Here is a 22,483-nt window from a genome sequence, read left to right as displayed (position 1 = left end):
TTCACCCTTGAATCTAAAAACTAAGAACCTACTAAACCATTCCCTTAAGTAAAATAGTAGCACTTTAAATGTATGTAATTTTTTTAAAAATTATGAAGTAAAACAGTGTTATATGCGTATTAGTTCTAGAAACATTTATATTTTAAGTAATAAGTTAATTATATTGCAATTAATTACTGTTTTTGTGTGTACTATATATGTTCTAAATCAATTTTTGTCGTTTTGAAAAAACTTAACCCAATAGTAAAGTGCTATAAAGCACTTTTAATATTAGCTGTATCATTAATTGCTACAATTAGTACAGCTCAAGTAAAAAAACCATTTACGCTTAGATACCAAAGTAGTATTAATGGTGATGTTATTGTTGTTGGTAATAACACAATCTCTAGAACTGCTACAGGTAATTATAATGGATCTGATGGTAATCATGACTTTTCAGATAACGTTTATGTAGATATTGATAATGACATTACTACATTTAACTCTAGTAGCGCAAACTTAACAAACCCTTATCCGGGCGATCCTTGTTTAGCAATAGATAAAGTTTTACTTTATTGGGCTGCAGCAGACAAAGGTTTAATAGTTGGTAATGGTAATAACGCAGTAGAGTTGGACAATCAACCTGGTTGGAATTATAACCAAGTTAAAATAATGCTACCTGGACAAACAAGCTACACTACTGTTTCTGCAGATGATGTTATTTTTAGAGGTCGTGATGAAAATCCTCACTTTGTTAATGATGCTTATATCTGTGTAAAAGATATCACTAACAATGTTTTAAATAACAGCAATGCATTTGGTAAGTATCAAGTTGCTAATGTTGAAGGAAGACAAGGGTATTTATATTCTCATGACGGAAATAACACAGGAACTTCTGGAGGTTGGCAGCTAGTAGTTGTTTATAAAAGCGATCAATTAAAAAGAAAAAACATATCATTTTTTGATGGTTATGCTAATGTAACTAGTTCTAACAATAATTTTAATATTAATTTTAGTGGCTTTCAAACAATTCCAACAGGAGCTGTAAAATCTGACATAGTAATTGGAGCTTTAGAAGGCGATCGTGATTTATCAGGAGACAGATTACAAATGCTTAACTCTTCAAACGTCTTCGAAGATTTAGATGCGCCTTTAAGAAATTCAAATAACTTTTTTAATAGTAGAATTACTAATGGAAATAGCAACTTTACAGATCGAAATCCAGCAAGTACAAACACTTTGGGTTTTGACTCAGCTCATTTTCATTTAGATAATTCAGGAAATAATCTTCTACATAATAATCAAACATCAACAACCTTAAGACTAACTTCAAATCAAGAAGCATATGGTCTATATCTATTAGGTTTAGCTGTAGAGGTTTATGAACCTAAATTAGATCCAATTGTATATACAGCTACACCTAATACTATTACTCCTAATAGTAACCCTCAAACAGTAACATATAATGCATCCACCACTAATAACGGTAATGATGATGCTACAAATATAAGCTTTGTTACAACGGTTCCTATTGGATCAGAACTAGTACAACCTATAACTGGATTACCATCAGGATTAACTTATTCTTACAATTCTAGCACAAGAGAATTAACATTTACAGCTGCAGATGGATTATTGGATGTTGGAGAAACATTAAGTTTTGCTTTTGATGTAACTGTAAATGATCAATGTTATTACCTAGAAAACGGATGTTCTACAACTTTAAGCTCGCAACTTTCTGCTTCTTACTCAGGATTTATCAATAATCACAATACTACCATAGTAAGTTCTAATAGCTTAGATGAATGTAAACAAGGTAATAATTTATCAACAACAGTAACAATTAATCCTCCTGCTCCTGCAACCTGGGTTACAACTCCTAATGAATTAGATGTTACTATAGAATATAATGATATAACCGCATTAAATAATGCTCAGTCATTAGCACCTGTAGCTAGTTGTAATAATCTTATTCCTATAAAAACATCAGGAAACTTTATACCTGATTCGTCATGTCCTAGCGTGGGAACAATTACTAATACTTGGAATTTTACAGATGCTTGTGGTAATACAATAGAAGATTACACTCAAGTAATAACATTGATTGACACAACATCACCAATAATATCTGTTCCGTCAGAAATTATAATAGAAGGATGTTCTGCTTCAGATATAACAAGTTCAAATGCTGTATTTAATTTCAATGAATTTGGATCAAATGACGTTCAAAATATTTTTTCATCAAACAATAACTATAACGCTTCAGATGACTATAACATTGAAAATATTACCTATAATGATGTAATATCTTCAACTAATGATTGTCCTATAATTGTTACTAGAACTTTCACAGTTACTGATACATGTAATAATTCTGCTACTGCTACACAAACAATTACTATTCAAGATACTACTCCACCAGTAATTTCAGTACCCGATGATATTACAATTGAATGTGGTCAAAATATTCCTCCAATAAGCGATGTAATACAAAATGAAAGTATAATCAATAGTAATAATTTTTCAGTTGTTAATGACGAATATTCTGTTTCTGCTTGGTTTAAATCAAACAACAATAACTATGAACCAAGAAACTTCGCTATACCTAACAATAACCTTGGCTTTGGTGTTGAAGGAAATATTTCAGGAGCATCAGGTGAATTAGGCGCTAACTCAACTGGTACTGAAGTTATTAGAGTAGATTTTAATGTCCCTCAATTATATATTAATGTAACTTTTGGATGGAAAAACCCTAATGAAGATGCTTATTTAACATTCTACTTAAATAATCAGCAAGTAGGTACAACAAAAAGACATTATGGAGGAAACGACAGTGTATATAATCCTATTTTGTTCACAACTGATAATGGTGAAGCTTTTGATCGAGTAGAATTTTCAGCTCCATATGCACTTAATGATTCTGGTCATGATTATTTAATTCATACTCTTAAGTTTAAAAAGGTAGCTGCTGAATTTGAAGCCGCAACAGGTACTGATTCTTGCGGTTTAGTTACTATATCAGGCTCAGATAGTGAGACAACTAGTTGCGGAAATACTAAAACGGTTATAAGAACATGGACAGCAACAGATATGTGTGGTAATTCTGTTTCTGCCAATCAAACTATTACAGTAGTAGATACAACCGCACCAACATTTACAGCTCCAGATGATATCGAAATTTTTGTTGATTCTAATTGTAATTATGATGCTTCTGTAACTCAAACAGGTGATGTTACGGATGAAGCGGATAACTGTTCAACTTCGCTTGATGCCACATTTACTGATGTGGTTACTGCTGGTTCTTGTGAAGGGTCGTTTATCATTACGAGAACATGGTCTTTAACTGATGATTGTGGTAATACTGCAGAAGATCAAATTCAAATTATAACTGTTACAGATAATACTGCGCCTACGTTTACGGCACCAGATGATATTGAAATTTTTACTGATGCGTCTTGTAACTATGATGCTTCTGTAACTCAAACAGGTGATGTTACGGATGAAGCGGATAACTGTTCAACTTCGCTTGATGCCACATTTACTGATGTGGTTACTGCTGGTTCTTGTGAAGGGTCGTTTATCATTACGAGAACATGGTCTTTAACTGATGATTGTGGGAACACTGCGACTGAGCAAACTCAAACTATTACTGTTACTGATAATACTGCGCCTACGTTTACGGCACCAGCTGATATTGAAATTTTTACTGATGCGTCTTGTAACTATGATGCTTCTGTAACTCAAACAGGTGATGTAACGGATGAAGCGGATAATTGTTCAGCTTCGCTTGAGGCAACATTTACTGATGTGGTTACTGATGGCTCTTGCGAAGGATCGTATATCATTACTAGAACATGGACTCTAACTGATGATTGTGGAAACACTGCTACCGAGCAAACTCAAACCATTACTGTTACAGATAATACGGCACCTACGTTTACGGCGCCAGCTGATATCGAAATTTTTACTGATGCGTCTTGTAACTATAATGCGTCGGTTGCACAAACTGGTGATGTAACGGATGAAGCTGATAACTGTTCTGCTTCTATTGATGCCACATTTACTGATGTGGTTACTGCTGGCTCTTGCGAAGGATCGTATATCATTACTAGAACATGGACTCTAACTGATGATTGTGGAAACACTGCTACCGAGCAAACTCAAACCATTACTGTTACAGATAATACGGCACCTACGTTTACGGCGCCAGCTGATATCGAAATTTTTACTGATGCGTCTTGTAACTATAATGCGTCGGTTGCACAAACTGGTGATGTAACGGATGAAGCTGATAACTGTTCTGCTTCTATTGATGCCACATTTACTGATGTGGTTACTGCTGGTTCTTGTGAAGGGTCATTTATCATTACGAGAACATGGTCATTAACTGATGATTGTGGGAACACTGCGACTGAGCAAACTCAAACTATTACTGTTACTGATAATACTGCGCCTACGTTTACGGCACCAGCTGATATCGAAATTTTTACTGATACGTCTTGTAACTATAATGCGTCGGTTGCACAAACTGGTGATGTTACTGACGAAGATGATAACTGTTCAACTTCTCTTGAGGCAACATTTACTGATGTGGTTACTCCTGATTCTTGTGAAGGATCGTATATCATTACGAGAACATGGTCTTTAACTGATGATTGTGGGAATGCTGCAGCTGATCAAATACAAACAATAACTGTTACGGATAATACTGCTCCTACTTTTACAGCGCCAGCTGATATCGAAATTTTTACTGATGCGTCTTGTAACTATAATGCGTCGGTTGCACAAACTGGTGATGTTACTGACGAAGATGATAACTGTTCAACTTCTCTTGAGGCAACATTTACTGATGTGGTTAATGCTGGTACTTGTGAAGGTTCATATATAATAACAAGAACTTGGTCTTTAATTGACGACTGTGGTAATGCTGCTGATGACCAAATACAAACTATTACTGTTACTGATAATACTGCGCCTACGTTTACGGCTCCAGCTGATATTGAAATTTTTACTGATGCGTCTTGTAACTATGATGCTTCTGTAACTCAAACAGGTGATGTAACGGATGAAGCGGATAATTGTTCAGCTTCGCTTGAGGCAACATTTACTGATATGGTTACTGCTGGTTCTTGTGAAGGTTCATATATAATAACAAGAACTTGGTCTTTAATTGACGACTGTGGTAATGCTGCTGATGACCAAAAACAAACAATAACTGTTACTGATAATATAATTCCAGATATATCTTCATGTGATGTTAAGGATACTATTTTAGAGTGTAATGGTAATGATAATGAAACTATAGCTACAACTTGGAATACTACTAATATTAATGAATTAACTTCTTGTGCTACGGATAATTGTTCTTCTAATTTAACTGTAACATCTGACTTTGACTTTAATAACTTTGTTAATGCTTGTGGTTATGGTGGTACTATTACTGTAAACTATACGGTAGCTGATGATTGTGGAAACATAGCCTCTACTTCAGCAACGTTAACTATTGAAGATACTACTCCTCCTACATTTACTGCTCCAGTTGATATCGAGATTTTTGTTGATTCTGATTGTAATTATAGCGCCAACTTATCAATTACCGGTGATGTTATTGATGAAGCGGATAACTGTTCTTCTCATCCAGAAGCTACATATATTGATACATTATCAGACGGTAACTGCGAAGGTTCATATATAATAACAAGGACTTGGTCTTTAGTTGACGATTGTGGTAATGCTGCAGCAGATCAAATTCAAATTATAACTGTTACGGACAACACAAGTCCAGATATATCTGCTTGCGATGTTAAGGATACTACTTTGGAATGTAATGGAAATGACAATGAAACAATAGCAGCTGATTGGAACACTTCTAATATAAATGAATTAACTTCTTGCGCAACCGATAATTGTTCTTCTAATTTAACTGTAACATCTGACTTCGACTTTAACAACTTTGTTAGTACTTGTGGTCTTGGTGGTACTATTACTGTAAACTATACAGTAGCGGATGATTGTGGAAACATAGCCTCTACTTCGGCAACGTTAACTTTATCTGATACGACTGGTCCTGATTTAGCTAATTGTTCAATTACTGATACTGATGTTGATTGTACTGCTTCTGATAATCAAACTATTGCTGACCAATGGAACGCTGATAATATTGCAGCACTTCAAGCTTGTGCTTCTGATAGTTGTGCTACAGATATTACGGTAACTTCTGATTACGATTACAATAACTTAAATACCGTTTGTGGTCCTTGTGGAAACATCACAGTTACTTATACTGTAACTGATCAATGTAATAATAGCTCTACGGTTTCAGCTACGCTTAATTTTGGTGATGCGACTGGTCCTGACCTATCGGCTTGTACCGTTACTGACCAAACTCTACAATGTGATGGTGATAATAATCAAACTATCGCGGATACTTGGAATAATGATAACATTGCTGCACTTCAAGCTTGTGCTAATGATATCTCAGTTATTATCTCTTCTAATTATGACTATAATAACTTTGATAGCTCTACTGTTTGTGGTTTAGGTGGTACGCTACCGGTTATATATACTGCTACTGATGCTTGTGGTAATGTAACTACGCTTTCTGCAACGTTAACTATTGAAGATACGACTGCGCCAGACTTAGCGTTATGTTCAGATGTTTCAGATGAAACTATTGAATGTGATGGCGCTAATAACAGTACTTTAGCTGCTGATTGGAATGCGGCTAATATCGCGGCTTTACAAACGTGTCCTACGGATAGTTGTGATGCGGATGCTAACTATACCGTAACGTCTGACTTCGACTTTAATAACTTTGTTAATACTTGTGGACTTGGTGGTACTATCACGGTTAACTATACGGTAGCGGATGATTGTGGAAACATAGCTTCTACTTCAGCAACGTTAACTATTGAAGATACAACTGCGCCTGACTTAGCGTTATGTTCGGATGTTTCAGATGAAACTATTGAATGCGATGGTGCTAATAACAGTACTTTAGCTGCAGATTGGAATGCGGCTAATATTGCTGCTTTACAAACCTGTCCTACGGATAGTTGTGATGCAGATGCGAGTTATACTGTAACATCTGACTTCGACTTTAATAACTTTGTGAGTGCTTGTGGTCTTGGTGGTACTATTACTGTAAACTATACGGTAGCGGATGACTGTGGAAATATGGCCTCTACTTCAGCAACGTTAACTATTGAAGATACAACTGCACCAGACTTAGCGTTATGTTCGGATGTTTCAGATGAAACTATTGAATGTGATGGTAACAACAACAGTACTTTAGCATCTGATTGGAATGCGGCTAACATCGCGGCTTTACAAACGTGTCCTACGGATAGTTGTGATGCGGATGCGAGTTATACTGTAACGTCTGACTTCGACTTTAATAACTTTGTGAGTACTTGTGGACTTGGTGGTACAATCACTGTAAACTATACGGTAGCGGATGATTGTGGGAACATAGCGTCTACTTCAGCAACGTTAACTATTGAAGATACAACCGCACCAGACTTAGCGTTATGTTCGGATGTTTCAGATGAAACTATTGAATGTGATGGTAACAACAACAGTACTTTAGCATCTGATTGGAATGCGGCTAACATCGCGGCTTTACAAACGTGTCCTACGGATAGTTGTGATGCGGATGCGAGTTATACTGTAACGTCTGACTTCGACTTTAATAACTTTGTGAGTACTTGTGGGCTTGGTGGTACTATCACTGTAAACTATACGGTAGCAGATGACTGTGGAAACATAGCCTCTACTTCAGCAACGTTAACTATTGAAGATACAACTGCGCCAGACTTAGCATTATGTTCAGATGTTTCAGATGAAACTATTGAATGTGATGGCGCTAATAACAGTACTTTAGCTTCTGATTGGAATGCGGCTAATATCGCTGCTTTACAAACCTGTCCTACGGATAGTTGTGATGCAGATGCGAGTTATACCGTAACGTCTGACTTCGACTTTAATAACTTTGTTAATACTTGTGGACTTGGTGGTACAATCACTGTAAACTATACAGTAGCGGATGATTGTGGAAACATAGCCTCTACTTCGGCAACGTTAACTTTATCTGATACGACTGGTCCTGATTTAGCTAATTGTTCAATTACTGATACTGATGTTGATTGTACTGCTTCTGATAATCAAACTATTGCTGACCAATGGAACGCTGATAATATTGCAGCACTTCAAGCTTGTGCTTCTGATAGTTGTGCTACAGATATTACAGTAACTTCTGATTACGATTACAATAACTTAAATACCGTTTGTGGTCCTTGTGGAAACATCACAGTTACTTATACTGTAACTGATCAATGTAATAATAGCTCTACGGTTTCAGCTACGCTTAATTTTGGTGATGCGACTGGTCCTGACATATCGGCTTGTACCGTTACTGACCAAACTCTACAATGTGATGGTGATAATAATCAAACTATCGCGGATACTTGGAATAATGATAACATTGCTGCACTTCAAGCTTGTGCTAATGATATCTCAGTTGTTATCTCTTCTAATTATGACTATAATAACTTTGATAGTTCTACTGTTTGTGGTTTAGGTGGTACGCTACCGGTTACATATACTGCTACCGATGCTTGTGGTAATGTAACTACGCTTTCTGCTACGTTAACTATTGAAGATACGACTGCGCCAGACTTAGCATTATGTTCTGATGTGGCTGATGAAACAATTGAATGTGATGGCGCTAATAACAGTACTTTAGCTTCTGATTGGAATGCGGCTAATATCGCTGCTTTACAAACCTGTCCTACGGATAGTTGTGATGCAGATGCGAGTTATACCGTAACATCTGACTTCGACTTCAATAACTTTGTTAATACTTGTGGACTTGGTGGTACAATCACTGTAAACTATACAGTAGCGGATGACTGTGGGAACATAGCTTCTACTTCTGCAACGTTATCGATTGAAGATACGACTGCGCCTGACTTAGCGTTATGTTCAGATGTGGCTGATGAAACTATTGAATGTGATGGCGCTAATAACAGTACTTTAGCATCTGATTGGAATGCGGCTAATATCGCTGCTTTACAAACCTGTCCTACGGATAGTTGCGATGCAGATGCGAGTTATACTGTAACGTCTGACTTCGACTTCAATAACTTTGTTAATACTTGTGGACTTGGTGGTACAATCACTGTAAACTATACAGTAGCGGATGATTGTGGAAATATGGCGTCTACTTCGGCAACGTTAACTATTGAAGATACAACTGCGCCAGACTTAGCATTATGTTCAGATGTTTCAGATGAAACTATTGAATGCGATGGTGCTAATAACAGTACTTTAGCTGCAGATTGGAATGCGGCTAATATTGCTGCTTTACAAACCTGTCCTACGGATAGTTGTGATGCAGATGCGAGTTATACTGTAACATCTGACTTCGACTTTAATAACTTTGTGAGTGCTTGTGGTCTTGGTGGTACTATTACTGTAAACTATACGGTAGCGGATGACTGTGGAAATATGGCCTCTACTTCAGCAACGTTAACTATTGAAGATACAACTGCACCAGACTTAGCGTTATGTTCGGATGTTTCAGATGAAACTATTGAATGTGATGGTAACAACAACAGTACTTTAGCATCTGATTGGAATGCGGCTAACATCGCGGCTTTACAAACGTGTCCTACGGATAGTTGTGATGCGGATGCGAGTTATACTGTAACGTCTGACTTCGACTTTAATAACTTTGTGAGTACTTGTGGACTTGGTGGTACAATCACTGTAAACTATACGGTAGCGGATGATTGTGGGAACATAGCGTCTACTTCAGCAACGTTAACTATTGAAGATACTACTGCGCCAGACTTAGCGTTATGTTCTGATGTGGCTGATGAAACTATTGAATGTGATGGCGCTAATAACAGTACTTTAGCTGCAGATTGGAATGCGGCTAATATAGCTGCTTTACAAACCTGTCCTACGGATAGTTGTGATGCAGATGCGAGTTATACCGTAACATCTGACTTCGACTTCAATAACTTTGTGAGTACTTGTGGTCTTGGTGGTACAATCACTGTAAACTATACAGTAGCGGATGATTGTGGAAACATGGCGTCTACTTCGGCAACGTTAACTATTGAAGATACAACTGCGCCAGACTTAGCATTATGTTCAGATGTTTCAGATGAAACAATTGAATGTGATGGCGCTAATAACAGTACTTTAGCTTCTGATTGGAATGCGGCTAATATCGCTGCTTTACAAACCTGTCCTACGGATAGTTGTGATGCGGATGCGAGTTATACCGTAACGTCTGACTTCGACTTTAATAACTTTGTTAATACTTGTGGTCTTGGTGGTACAATCACTGTAAACTATACAGTAGCGGATGATTGTGGAAACATAGCCTCTACTTCGGCAACGTTAACTATTGAAGATACAACTGCGCCAGACTTAGCATTATGTTCAGATGTGGCTGATGAAACAATTGAATGTGATGGCGCTAATAACAGTACTTTAGCTTCTGATTGGAATGCGGCTAATATCGCTGCTTTACAAACCTGTCCTACGGATAGTTGTGATGCAGATGCGAGTTATACCGTAACATCTGACTTCGACTTTAACAACTTTGTTAATACTTGTGGACTTGGTGGTACAATCACTGTAAACTATACAGTAGCGGATGACTGTGGAAACATAGCCTCTACTTCAGCAACGTTAACGATTGAAGATACGACTGCGCCTGACTTAGCGTTATGTTCGGATGTTTCAGATGAAACAATTGAATGTGATGGCGCTAATAACAGTACTTTAGCATCTGATTGGAATGCGGCTAACATCGCTACTTTACAAACCTGTCCTACGGATAGTTGTGATGCAGATGCGAGTTATACCGTAACATCTGACTTCGACTTTAACAACTTTGTTAATACTTGTGGACTTGGTGGTACAATCACTGTAAACTATACAGTAGCGGATGATTGTGGAAACATGGCGTCTACTTCGGCAACGTTAACTATTGAAGATACAACTGCGCCAGACTTAGCATTATGTTCAGATGTTTCAGATGAAACAATTGAATGTGATGGCGCTAATAACAGTACTTTAGCTTCTGATTGGAATGCGGCTAATATCGCTGCTTTACAAACCTGTCCTACGGATAGTTGTGATGCAGATGCGAGTTATACCGTAACATCTGACTTCGACTTCAATAACTTTGTTAATACTTGTGGACTTGGTGGTACAATCACTGTAAACTATACAGTAGCGGATGATTGTGGAAACATAGCCTCTACTTCGGCAACGTTAACTATTGAAGATACAACTGCGCCAGACTTAGCATTATGTTCAGATGTTTCAGATGAAACAATTGAATGTGATGGCGCTAATAACAGTACTTTAGCTGCAGATTGGAATGCGGCTAATATCGCTGCTTTACAAACCTGTCCTACGGATAGTTGTGATGCGGATGCGAGTTATACCGTAACGTCTGACTTCGACTTTAATAACTTTGTTAATACTTGTGGTCTTGGTGGTACAATCACTGTAAACTATACAGTAGCGGATGATTGTGGAAACATGGCGTCTACTTCGGCAACGTTAACTATTGAAGATACAACTGCGCCAGACTTAGCATTATGTTCAGATGTGGCTGATGAAACAATTGAATGTGATGGCGCTAATAACAGTACTTTAGCATCTGATTGGAATGCGGCTAATATCGCTGCTTTACAAACGTGTCCTACGGATAGTTGTGATGCAGATGCGAGTTATACCGTAACATCTGACTTCGACTTCAATAACTTTGTTAATACTTGTGGACTTGGTGGTACAATCACTGTAAACTATACAGTAGCGGATGATTGTGGAAACATAGCCTCTACTTCGGCAACGTTAACTATTGAAGATACGACTGCGCCAGACTTAGCACTTTGTTCGGATGTGGCTGATGAAACTATTGAATGTGATGGCGCTAATAACAGTACTTTAGCTTCTGATTGGAATGCGGCTAATATCGCTGCTTTACAAACCTGTCCTACGGATAGTTGTGATGCGGATGCGAGTTATACCGTAACGTCTGACTTCGACTTTAATAATTTTGTGAGTGCTTGTGGGCTTGGTGGTACAATCACTGTAAACTATACAGTAGCGGATGATTGTGGAAACATGGCGTCTACTTCAGCAACGTTAACTATTGAAGATACTACTGCGCCAGACTTAGCATTATGTTCTGATGTTTCAGATGAAACAATTGAATGTGATGGCGCTAATAACAGTACTTTAGCATCTGATTGGAATGCGGCTAATATCGCTGCTTTACAAACCTGTCCTACGGATAGTTGTGATGCAGATGCGAGTTATACCGTAACATCTGACTTCGACTTCAATAACTTTGTTAATACTTGTGGACTTGGTGGTACAATCACTGTAAACTATACAGTAGCGGATGATTGTGGAAACATGGCGTCTACTTCGGCAACGTTAACTATTGAAGATACAGTTGGTCCAATATTAGTGACTCAATTAGATTTACCTTCAGATGTTGTTTGTTCAAACATTCCAGAAGTTCCTGAGTTAACTTTTGAAGACAACTGTTCGAACCAGGAAATTGAATTTACTTTTGAAGAAACTTCAACATACACAGGTGAAGAAGAAATGTACACCATTACTTGGATTTGGACTGCAACAGATGAATGTGGAAACAGCACAGTAATTACACATAATATAAACGTTATCACTGAAAACTTTATAGAAGAATCATTTATTTCAAGATGTTATGAAGATGGTGAAATAGATCTATACAATGAACTTCCTCTTGGATATGACACTGATATGGAATGGACTGTTGAAACAGACGGAATTTCAATTGCAAATGGAATATTTGATCCTTTAGATGCAGATTTAGGTGACTATGTCTTTACTTATACAACAATTGATAATGGATGCTTAAAAACATTTAAATTAACTGTTAATATTAATGAAGACTGTGTAGTATTACCTTGTGGAAGCTTAGACAGAATCAAAATATCTAAAGCTGTAACACCAAATGGAGATGGTTATAACGAAACATTTAATGTTACAGGAGCTTCTGATTGCGGTTTTGTTGTAGAAGTAAAATTATTTAACAGATTTGGTGATGTGGTTTATGAATCTGATAATTACCAAAATGACTGGAGCGGAGTTTCACCTTCATCTTCAATTGGATCTTCAGGAAGATTACCAAATGGTACTTATTACTATGTAGTAGTACTTAAAGAAAGTGGTTTAGACCCAATTGCTGGTCCAATATATTTAGGTACTAAATAAAAATGCTATTAATGAAAAAACTTTCAAAATATGGAATAATTGTATTGTTCTTTTTAGGTTGTTTAGAGATAAATGCTCAACAATTACCTCAATTTACTCAATACATGTTTAATACAATTTCCATAAATCCTGCTTATGCAGGCAGTAGAGAAACACTAAGTATTGTTGGTCTACATAGAAGTCAATGGGTTGGTCTTGAAGGAGCTCCAACTACTTCAACTGTATCAATACATTCGCCTTTAAAAAATGAAAAAATTGGACTAGGTGCTACAGCTATAAATGATGAATTAGGTTATGAAAATTTTGTGTACGTAAATGGAGCTTTTTCTTACACAATTCAAGTATCTGAAAAAACTAAATTAGCATTAGGTTTAAGCGCTGGTTTTATACACTATAGCTTAGATAGAGCAGGATTTTTGGATGATCAAAGTGTATCTCAAGATCCATTTTTTAGCAATTTTACAAACCGTTGGAATCCTAACTTTGGTGTAGGCGCATATTTACATCAAAACCGATGGTATTTAGGTCTTTCTGCTCCTAGAATTATTAATACAAATTATAACGAGTCTGCTTTAGATCCTAACGTAGATTACATAGCATTAGAACGTGTTGGATATTATTTTACTGGAGGATACGTATTTGATTTAGGTGAAAACACTAAACTAAAGCCATCTACAGTAGTTAAATTTACTAATGGTGCTCCAATAACTTTTGACTTAAGTGCTCACTTACTATTTAATGAAACGTTTTGGATTGGTGGAAGTTATAGATATAATCAAGATACGTCAACAATCGGAGCATTAGCAGATTTCCAAATTTCGCCACAAATGAGAATTGGATACGCTTATGAACATTATATAACAGATTTAAGACCTTACACTGGTGGTACGCACGAAATATTGTTAATGTTTGAGGTGTTTAAACCAACAAAACGTGTTAAATCTCCAAGATATTTCTAAAGATGAAATTAAATTTTACATACTTAATATTATTTTTTGTTTGTCAGTTTTCAATAGCACAAACAAAAGTTGCAGATAATTTTTTTAGAGACTTTAATTATGATAATGCTGCAGAGTTATACAAAGAAGCTTTAAAAAAAGAAGACAGTACAGAACATATTTTGTCAAGACTAGGAGACTGCTACTTTAACATTAGTAAAGTAAAAGAAGCTGCTTTTTGGTATAAAAAAGCGATTGATAAATATCCAAACATTAACTCTGATTATGTATATAAATACATTCAAACTTTAAGAGCTCAAAAGAAATATGAAGAAGCTATTGAATTTGTCAAAATTTTTAACAAGAACAATAAAAAAGACAGACGAATAAAAGATATAGAAAAATTTAATCTAGATACATATTCAGAATTATCAAGCACAGAAAAGGTTTATGTAAAAATTGAAAATTTACCTCTAAATACAAAATATTCAGATTTTGGTAGCTTCGAAAAAGATAATAAATTATACTTCTACTCTACTTGGGTTAAAGATTCTATTACAAATGAAAAAGAATTATACGAACTTAATAATGAACCTTATTTAAATATTTTTGAATCTGAAATTACTATAGAAAACAATAAAAAAGTATTTAGTAATGCTGCGAAATTAAATTCTGAAATCAATACTAAAAATGATCACGAAGGTCTTGTTACCATTACAAATGATGGTAATACAATGTATTTTACCAGAAATAATGTAAATAAAAAGGAAAAAAGGCGGTATAATAAAAGTGGATCCTCAAATTTAAAACTTTATAAAGCAACTAAAGTTGATAATACATGGACAAATATTGAAGAATTACCATTTAATAATGAAAACTTTGACTTTACAGCTCCTACCCTTACTCCAGACAATAAGACTTTAATATTTTCATCAAACATGGATAGTGGGTATGGTCAAACAGATTTGTATAAAGTAGCTATAAATGATGATGGTACATTTGGAGAACCTATTAATTTAGGGCCAAAAATTAACACAGAAGGAAACGAAAAATTCCCTTTTGTTGCAAAAGACTCTACTCTATACTTTTCTAGTGATGCTAATATTAACCTAGGTCTATTAGACATTTTTGAATCTAATATTTTAAAAACCAATACTGATATTGAAGTCAAAAATTTAGGAGCTCCTTTTAATAGTTCTTTTGATGACTTTTGTTACTTTATAGATACAGAAACAAATACAGGTTATTTTTCTTCTAACAGAGAAGGAGGACAAGGTGGAGATGATATTTATGCATTTGGTAAACTAAAATGTGAACAAATCGTAAAAGGTTTAATTAGAGATGAATTAACTAATGAATTGTTATCCAAAGCTACAGTCTCTTTAATTAACATAGATGGTAAAATATTAGAAAGGTACCAAACTAAAGAAGATGGTTATTACGAGTTTAAAATAGATTGCGAGAAAACTTATACAATTTTAGCTGAAAAACCAATCTACAGACCTGATAATATTGAGTTTGAAACATCTGCAATTAATCAAGAAGAAATTGAAATTGATTTATCATTAAAACCACTTATTATTGATAATGAAATTGTAATTAACCCGATATTTTTTGACTTTGACAAATCTAATATTAGACCAGATGCTGCTTATGAGTTAGAAAACATAGTTGCTGTTATGAGAGAACATCCAAAAATGGTTATTAAAATCGAATCTCATACAGATAGTCGTGGTAATGATAGTTATAATATGAAATTATCTGATAGAAGAGCTAAGTCTACTAGAGATTATTTATTTTCTAGAGGCATAGCAAAAGACCGAATACAAAGCGCTATTGGTTATGGAGAATCTCAAATATTAAATCGTTGCAAAAACGGAGTAAAATGTACAGATGAAGAACATGAAGAAAACAGACGATCAAAATTTATTATAACAAATAATTATAAATAAAAAAAGCCTTCCAAATTGGAAGGCTTTTTTTAGCTATTATCCTTTATTATTTTTTTATAAAAATATTTGTAAAATACCATTTGTCGTTAGCATTTTTTTCTGCTGATATCTCAAAATGACTAAAATCTCCTTCTATGGTTTGTCTATGTCCTTCACTATTTAACCAAGCATTTACTACAGAATTTGCACTAGAGTAACCATATGCAACATTCTCTGATACAGATTGGGCATCTGCGTTAGCTTGTAAGTAAGCTTTTCTGTTATGAAAATAGTCATGATTTACTTCATCAATATCAATCATATAATCTGTGTGAGAATACGCTTGACCTTTAATTATGTCTATACTTTTTAATTCGTTTAAACCAATACTTATTCTGTGCTGGTTAATTAGCTCTAAAATCTCTATTTCAATAGTTTTAGCTTCAGGAATTACAATGTCATTACTTTTAGCTACATTTTGGTCATCATCTAAAGTGTCTGTGCTACAAGAAGATAGTGTTATAGCAAAGAAAAAAACAGTAAGTAGGTTAAGTGCTAGTTTCATAATTTTAGGGATAAATAATTTGGGTACCTCTAAAATATGAACAGTTCATTTCTAATTATGTTAAATAAATGTTAAAATCGATTAAATACATGTTTTTTAGCGTCTTTTAATACACTTTATCGATTATTGATATCAATAATATGCATTTAAACGATATTTTAAGGAGATAATCTTTTCTTAACCCAATCGTAATTTTCTTCTAACGTATATAAAATTCTATCATGTAATCTATTAGGCCTACCTTGCCAAAACTCAATAGAAATTGGTTTAACAATATAGCCACCCCAAAATTCTGGTCGTTCTACTTCTTTGTCTTTATATGCTAATTCTAAAGCTTTTAACTTATTTTCTAACACATCTCTACTTTCAACAACTTCACTTTGATTTGAAGCTAACGCACCAAGTTGACTTCCTTTTGGACGGGATTCAAAATAACCATCACTTAAATTAGGAGCAATCTTTTCTGCTTTACCTTTAATAATTATTTGTCTTTCGGCTCCATGCCAGAAAAAAGACAAACAAATATTAGGGTTATTGGCTATTGCTTTTCCTTTTTCGCTTTGATAATTGGTGTAAAATATAAAACCTTCGTAAGTAAATTTTTTAAGAAGTACTACCCTATTTTTTGGGTAACCGTCTAAACCAATAGTAGATACTGTCATAGCATTAGTTTCATCTTGCGGAAAATGTTGGTCTACTTCATTAAACCAAGTTCTGAAGAGTTCTAAAGGGTTTTCTGGTGTGTCTTTTAGGAGTAATTCGCCCTTTTCGTAGGACTTTCGGTAATTGCTTAAATCTTTTTCCATAAATTTAATTTGTAGGTAAATTTACAAGATTTAAATTTTAAATGTTAGTTAGGTAATTTGTATTTCGACTAAAATTCGAAAACTTTTCCATCTTCAGCTAATTCTACATTGTTAAAAATAGTCTGAGCTTCTGTTTTAAAATCTTGTAGGTTATCATATCTAGTTGAATAATGTCCTAATATCAACTGCTCAACATTGGCTAATTTAGCTATTGTTGCGGCTTGTACAGCTGTACTGTGCTTTGTTGGAGCTGCTAGCTTTGCATGTTTTTCTAAAAATGTAGATTCATGATAAAGTGCTGTAGCATTTTTTATAATAGGCACTAAAGCTTCGTTATAAGCTGTATCACTACAAAATGCATAACTTTTTGGTTGTGGTGCTGGTAAAGTTACCGTTTGGTTTTTTACTATTTCTCCTTTTTTATTTGGTACATCTGCACCTTGTTTTAATTTACGATAATATGCTACGTCAATATCTTCATTAAGCACTGCATTCATATCCAACTTGCGTTCTCCTATTTTTTCTTTAAATAAAAAACCGTTGGTATATATGCGATGGTCTAATGGTATGGTATGTACTTCTACTTTTTCGTCTTCAAAAATAAGCTCTGATGATGTTGAAGTTAGCTCATGAAAGTACAAATTATAATTAGTCCAAGACTGGGCTAACTTCATTTGTAATACAATGACTTCTTTTAATCCTTTTGGTGCGTGAATATGTAGATCTGCCTCACGACCTAATAATCTAAATGTAGATATTAAGCCTACTAAACCAAAAAAATGATCGCCGTGTAAATGAGAAATAAAGATATGCTTTATGCGGTTAAATTTTATTTTATGTTTACGCAATTGTACTTGTGTTCCTTCTCCGCAATCAATTAAAAATAAATGATTTTTAATTTCTAAAACTTGAGATGTAGGATTTGTAAAAGTACGTGGTGTTGCGCTGTAACAGCCTAAAATATTTAACTTCATAAGTTGAATTTAAAATCCTAAATCGCGCTCCATTTCTTCCATTTCAATAATATCGTGTGCTTCTTGAAGTGTTGGCACTATTACTATTTCTTCTGGAGTTTTATCTACATCTATACCTTCATTTACAATTACAAAAGAATGTTTTGCTGCACGATGTTGATTAGAAACTCTTAAAAACTCTATAATTTGTTCTAAAGGAATAGGTTTTATTGTATTTAAATTAACAATGATGTTATTGTTTTTAAATTTTGGGTAAAGAGCCTCTATTTTTTTCACCAATTCTATAACCGAAGCATTTTCTTGGGTTATAGTTGTTATGTTTTCATTTTGATCTATAATCATAACTTAATTTTTAATTTTTGAAGCTAAAAGATAGATTACAGCCATTCTTACAGCTACACCGTTTTGGACTTGGTCTAAAATTATGGCTTGCTTTGAGTCTGCAACATCACTAGTAATCTCTACACCACGATTTATTGGTCCTGGATGCATGATTGTTATTTCTTTATCTAAACTGTCTAAAAGCTCTTTATTAACTCCAAACTGTTGGGTATATTCTCTTGTAGAAGGAAAATAGCTAATATCCATACGCTCGTTTTGTACACGTAACATATTTGCTACATCACACCAATTTAAAGCTTTACGTAAGTTGGTTTCTACCTTTACTCCTAACTTATCAATATGTTTTGGCAATAATGTTTTAGGTCCACAAACCATAACGTTTGCGCCTTGAAGTTTTAAAGCAAAAATATTTGATAAAGCCACACGACTATGCAAAATATCTCCTACAATTACTACATTTTTCCCTTTTACACTACCTAATCTTTCTCTAATAGAATACGAATCTAAGAGTGCTTGTGTTGGATGCTCATGCGCACCATCTCCTGCATTTACAATTGCTGCGTCTACATGTTTTGATAAAAAAACACCTGCACCAGGATTAGGATGACGCATTACTACCATATCTACTTTCATAGATAGGATATTATTTACTGTATCTATTAAGGTTTCTCCTTTTTTTACTGAAGATTGTCCTGCTGAAAAGTTAATAACGTCTGCAGATAGTCTTTTTTCTGCTAACTCAAAAGATAACTTTGTTCGTGTAGAATTTTCAAAAAATAAATTAGCAATAGTTATATCTCTTAGCGAAGGTACTTTTTTAATAGGTCTATTAATCACCTCTTTAAAGTGATCTGCTGTTTTAAAAATAAGCTCTATATCTTCTTCTTTAAGATATTTAATACCTAGTAAGTGATTAACACTTAATTCGCTCATAGTTTAGTTATTTATAAGATATACTGTGTCTTCTTCTTCGTTTTCTTTCCAATGCACTTTAACTTTTTCATTGTTAATGGCATCTACTTGTCTTCCTCTGTAATCTGGTTGTATTGGTAAATGTCTACTAAAACGTCTGTCTATAAGTGTTAACAACTCTATTTCTGTAGGTCTTCCAAAACTTTGTATTGCTGTTAGTGCTGCACGAATACTACGTCCTGTATATAATACATCGTCAATAAAGACTACTTTTTTGTCTTCTACTACAAAGTTAATTTCTGTTTTATTTGCTTCTAAAGGTTTATCACTTCGTCTAAAGTCATCTCTGTAAAACGTAATATCTAAATGCCCTAATTGAAGATTTTTAATTTTATATTCTTTAGTTAAAATTTCAGCTAATCTATTTGCTAAAAACTTACCTCTTGGCTGAATTCCTATTAATACAGTATCTAAAAAGTCGTTATGATTTTCGATAAGTTGACAAGCCAATCTGTGAAGAATGATGTTTATTTCGGTTGCATTAAGTAGCACTCTTTGACTCATAGTGTTTTCCAAACGGGTTTGGTTAACAAAGGTAAAGTAAAATATGATAAGTTAAAAGGTGTTTTTTATATAAAAAAAGCCTCTCAATTTTTGAGAGGCTTTTAATTATATAAAATTAAGTAAGATTACTTACCGTCCATTTTATCTTTTAATGCTTGTAACGCTTCGTTAGCATCACCTAAAGTTGGTTTTGCTTCTGCAGCTTGAGCTTCTGCTTTTTTAGCAGCAGCTTTTACGTTAGCAATCTCTTCTTCTTTAAATACAGCAGTATGAGATGCTACAACACGCTTAAATTCTTTATTAAATTCAATAATTTTAAATTCAGCAGTGTCACCTTTCTTAAGCATTTTTCCGTCTTCTTTTTCCATGTGACGAGATGGTACAAATGCAACGATATCTTCGTTAAACTCAATTGTAGCTCCTTTATCTACTACGTCTGCAATTTCAGCAGTGTGAGTAGTACCTAAAGCAAATTCAGATTCGTATTTGTCCCAAGGGTTTTCTGTAGTTTGTTTGTGACCTAAAGATAATTTACGTCCTTCAACATCTAATTCTAATACAACTACATCTAACTTATCTCCTACGTTACAGAACTCTGATGGATGTTTGATTTTCTTAGTCCAAGATAAATCTGAGATATAAATTAATCCGTCAATACCTTCTTCTAATTCTACAAATACTCCAAAGTTAGTAAAGTTACGTACAGTACCTGTATGTTTAGAACCTACAGGGTATTTTGTAGTAATATCTGTCCATGGATCTGGTGTTAATTGCTTAATACCAAGAGACATTTTACGATCTTCTCTATCTAAAGTTAAGATTACCGCTTCTACTTCGTCACCAACGTTTACAAAGTCGTTAGCAGAACGTAAGTGTGTAGACCATGACATTTCAGATACGTGTACTAAACCTTCTACACCTTCTGCAACTTCGATAAATGCACCGTAATCTGCGATTACAACTACTTTACCTTTTACTTTGTCACCTACAGCAACTTCTTCTCCTAATGCATCCCAAGGATGTTTAGATAATTGCTTAAGACCTAATTGGATTCTTGATTTATCCTCATCAAAGTCTAAGATTACAACGTTTAATTTTTGGTCTAATTCTACGATTTCGTTTGGATGGTTAATACGAGACCATGATAAGTCTGTAATGTGGATTAATCCATCTACACCACCAAGGTCGATAAATACACCGTAAGATGTGATGTTTTTAACAACACCTTCTAATACTTGACCTTTTTCTAATTGACCAATAATTTCTTTCTTTTGCTCTTCGATATCTGCTTCGATAAGCGCTTTATGAGAAACAACAACGTTTTTAAATTCGTGGTTAATTTTAACAACCTTAAATTCCATTGTTTTATTTACGTACTGATCGTAATCTCTAATTGGCTTAACGTCAATTTGAGAACCTGGTAAGAATGCTTCGATACCAAAAACATCTACAATCATACCTCCTTTAGTACGACACTTAACAAAACCGTTTACGATTTCGCCAGTTTCATGAGCTTTGTTTACTCTATCCCAAGCTTTAATTACACGAGCTTTACGGTGAGATAATACTAATTGTCCTGTTGCGTCTTCACGAACATCAATTAATACTTCTACCTTGTCTCCTACTGCTAAATTTGGGTTGTATCTAAACTCGTTTAAAGAAATAACACCTTCTGACTTAGCGTTAATGTCAATAATAGCATCACGATCTGTAATGTGTACTACTTCTCCTTCTACTACTTCGTCATCTAATGTGTCAACAAAGTTTTCTGATACTAATTTTTCAAATTCTTTTAATTGAGAATCTTCAACTTCATCAATTCCTTCTTGGTAATTGTGCCAGTTAAACTCTTTTAAGAATTTTTCAGGGTTTTTTTGTGCTTCAGATACTTCTGGAGCGTTGTTTTGTTTTGCTTCAGTTGCTTCAACCTTTGCGTCTTGTGCTTTTTCAGCCATTTAATTAAAATTGCAATGTTTTTTACTCGCTTTCGCGGAAAGAAAACACTGTGTTTGTATTCTGTGATATTTTGGATTAATTAAGCGATATACCTACAGAAGCGTTAAATTTATTTTTCTTAATTTCCTTTTAAAAATCCAATTCTCGCTAAAAGGAGTGCAAAAATACTACATTTTAGCCATTTTGCCTAATTTTTTTAAAAATTAATTAACTGATTATCAAT

General features: G+C 34.5%; 10 protein-coding genes. 3 read left to right on the top strand and 7 right to left on the bottom strand.

What is annotated here, in order from left to right:
• Positions 1-222: 222 nt before the first annotated feature.
• The 3 genes from INR78_RS11660 to INR78_RS11650 are packed head-to-tail and all read left to right on the top strand — an operon-like array spanning position 223 to position 16,162.
• Positions 223-13,272 carry a gliding motility-associated C-terminal domain-containing protein gene (locus tag INR78_RS11660; protein ID WP_223076645.1) on the top strand — a complete coding sequence of 4,350 codons (13,050 nt, stop codon included), beginning with the start codon at positions 223-225 and terminating at the stop codon, positions 13,270-13,272.
• 11 nt (positions 13,273-13,283) lie between these two features.
• Positions 13,284-14,231 (top strand): type IX secretion system membrane protein PorP/SprF, encoded by a 948-nt coding sequence (locus INR78_RS11655; protein ID WP_223076644.1) that lies wholly within the window; start codon positions 13,284-13,286, stop codon positions 14,229-14,231.
• A gap of 2 nt (positions 14,232-14,233) precedes the next feature.
• Positions 14,234-16,162 carry an OmpA family protein gene (locus INR78_RS11650; RefSeq protein ID WP_223076643.1) on the top strand — a complete coding sequence of 643 codons (1,929 nt, stop codon included), beginning with the start codon at positions 14,234-14,236 and terminating at the stop codon, positions 16,160-16,162.
• Between the two features lie 46 nt (positions 16,163-16,208).
• Here INR78_RS11650 and INR78_RS11645 read toward each other — a convergent pair whose 3' ends face one another.
• From INR78_RS11645 to rpsA, 7 genes are all read right to left on the bottom strand, one after another.
• Entirely contained in the window at positions 16,209-16,706 is a 498-nt protein-coding gene (locus tag INR78_RS11645) for a CAP domain-containing protein (RefSeq protein WP_106678327.1), read from the bottom strand.
• 158 nt (positions 16,707-16,864) lie between these two features.
• Positions 16,865-17,512 (bottom strand): pyridoxamine 5'-phosphate oxidase, encoded by a 648-nt coding sequence (pdxH, locus tag INR78_RS11640; protein ID WP_223076642.1) that lies wholly within the window; start codon positions 17,510-17,512, stop codon positions 16,865-16,867.
• Positions 17,513-17,580: 68 nt separating this feature from the next.
• Complete coding sequence (locus INR78_RS11635) at positions 17,581-18,486, bottom strand: ribonuclease Z (RefSeq protein ID WP_106678331.1); 906 nt, start codon at positions 18,484-18,486, stop codon at positions 17,581-17,583.
• Positions 18,487-18,495: 9 nt separating this feature from the next.
• Positions 18,496-18,828, bottom strand: coding sequence for a ribonuclease Z (locus INR78_RS11630; RefSeq protein WP_106678333.1), 333 nt, complete (start codon positions 18,826-18,828; stop codon positions 18,496-18,498).
• A 3-nt stretch (positions 18,829-18,831) separates the two neighbouring features.
• On the bottom strand, positions 18,832-19,761 hold the full coding sequence (locus tag INR78_RS11625) for an aspartate carbamoyltransferase catalytic subunit (protein ID WP_106678334.1): 930 nt from the start codon (positions 19,759-19,761) through the stop codon (positions 18,832-18,834).
• Positions 19,762-19,764: 3 nt separating this feature from the next.
• Positions 19,765-20,304 (bottom strand): bifunctional pyr operon transcriptional regulator/uracil phosphoribosyltransferase PyrR, encoded by a 540-nt coding sequence (gene pyrR, locus INR78_RS11620; protein WP_223076641.1) that lies wholly within the window; start codon positions 20,302-20,304, stop codon positions 19,765-19,767.
• A 125-nt stretch (positions 20,305-20,429) separates the two neighbouring features.
• A complete protein-coding gene (gene rpsA / locus INR78_RS11615) occupies positions 20,430-22,259 on the bottom strand; it encodes a 30S ribosomal protein S1 (protein ID WP_223076640.1) in 1,830 nt (609 codons plus the stop codon).
• Positions 22,260-22,483 lie beyond the last annotated feature (224 nt).

The organism is Mesoflavibacter sp. SCSIO 43206, from assembly GCF_019904215.1.
In the GTDB taxonomy this organism is placed as follows: Bacteria; Bacteroidota; Bacteroidia; order Flavobacteriales; family Flavobacteriaceae; genus Mesoflavibacter; species Mesoflavibacter zeaxanthinifaciens.
The sequence above is the reverse complement of the archived record's forward strand: the minus strand, read 5'-3'. Positions and strand labels throughout refer to the sequence as shown.

What these genes read in the sequence shown, in the direction of transcription:
- INR78_RS11655 (WP_223076644.1), top strand. Translation starts at nt 13,284, where the DNA reads ATGAAAAAACTTTCAAAATATGGAATAATTGTATTGTTCTTTTTAGGT.
- INR78_RS11650 (WP_223076643.1), top strand. Translation starts at nt 14,234, where the DNA reads ATGAAATTAAATTTTACATACTTAATATTATTTTTTGTTTGTCAGTTT.
- INR78_RS11645 (WP_106678327.1), bottom strand. Translation starts at nt 16,706, where the DNA reads ATGAAACTAGCACTTAACCTACTTACTGTTTTTTTCTTTGCTATAACA.
- pdxH (WP_223076642.1), bottom strand. Translation starts at nt 17,512, where the DNA reads ATGGAAAAAGATTTAAGCAATTACCGAAAGTCCTACGAAAAGGGCGAA.
- INR78_RS11635 (WP_106678331.1), bottom strand. Translation starts at nt 18,486, where the DNA reads ATGAAGTTAAATATTTTAGGCTGTTACAGCGCAACACCACGTACTTTT.
- INR78_RS11630 (WP_106678333.1), bottom strand. Translation starts at nt 18,828, where the DNA reads ATGATTATAGATCAAAATGAAAACATAACAACTATAACCCAAGAAAAT.
- INR78_RS11625 (WP_106678334.1), bottom strand. Translation starts at nt 19,761, where the DNA reads ATGAGCGAATTAAGTGTTAATCACTTACTAGGTATTAAATATCTTAAA.
- pyrR (WP_223076641.1), bottom strand. Translation starts at nt 20,304, where the DNA reads ATGAGTCAAAGAGTGCTACTTAATGCAACCGAAATAAACATCATTCTT.
- rpsA (WP_223076640.1), bottom strand. Translation starts at nt 22,259, where the DNA reads ATGGCTGAAAAAGCACAAGACGCAAAGGTTGAAGCAACTGAAGCAAAA.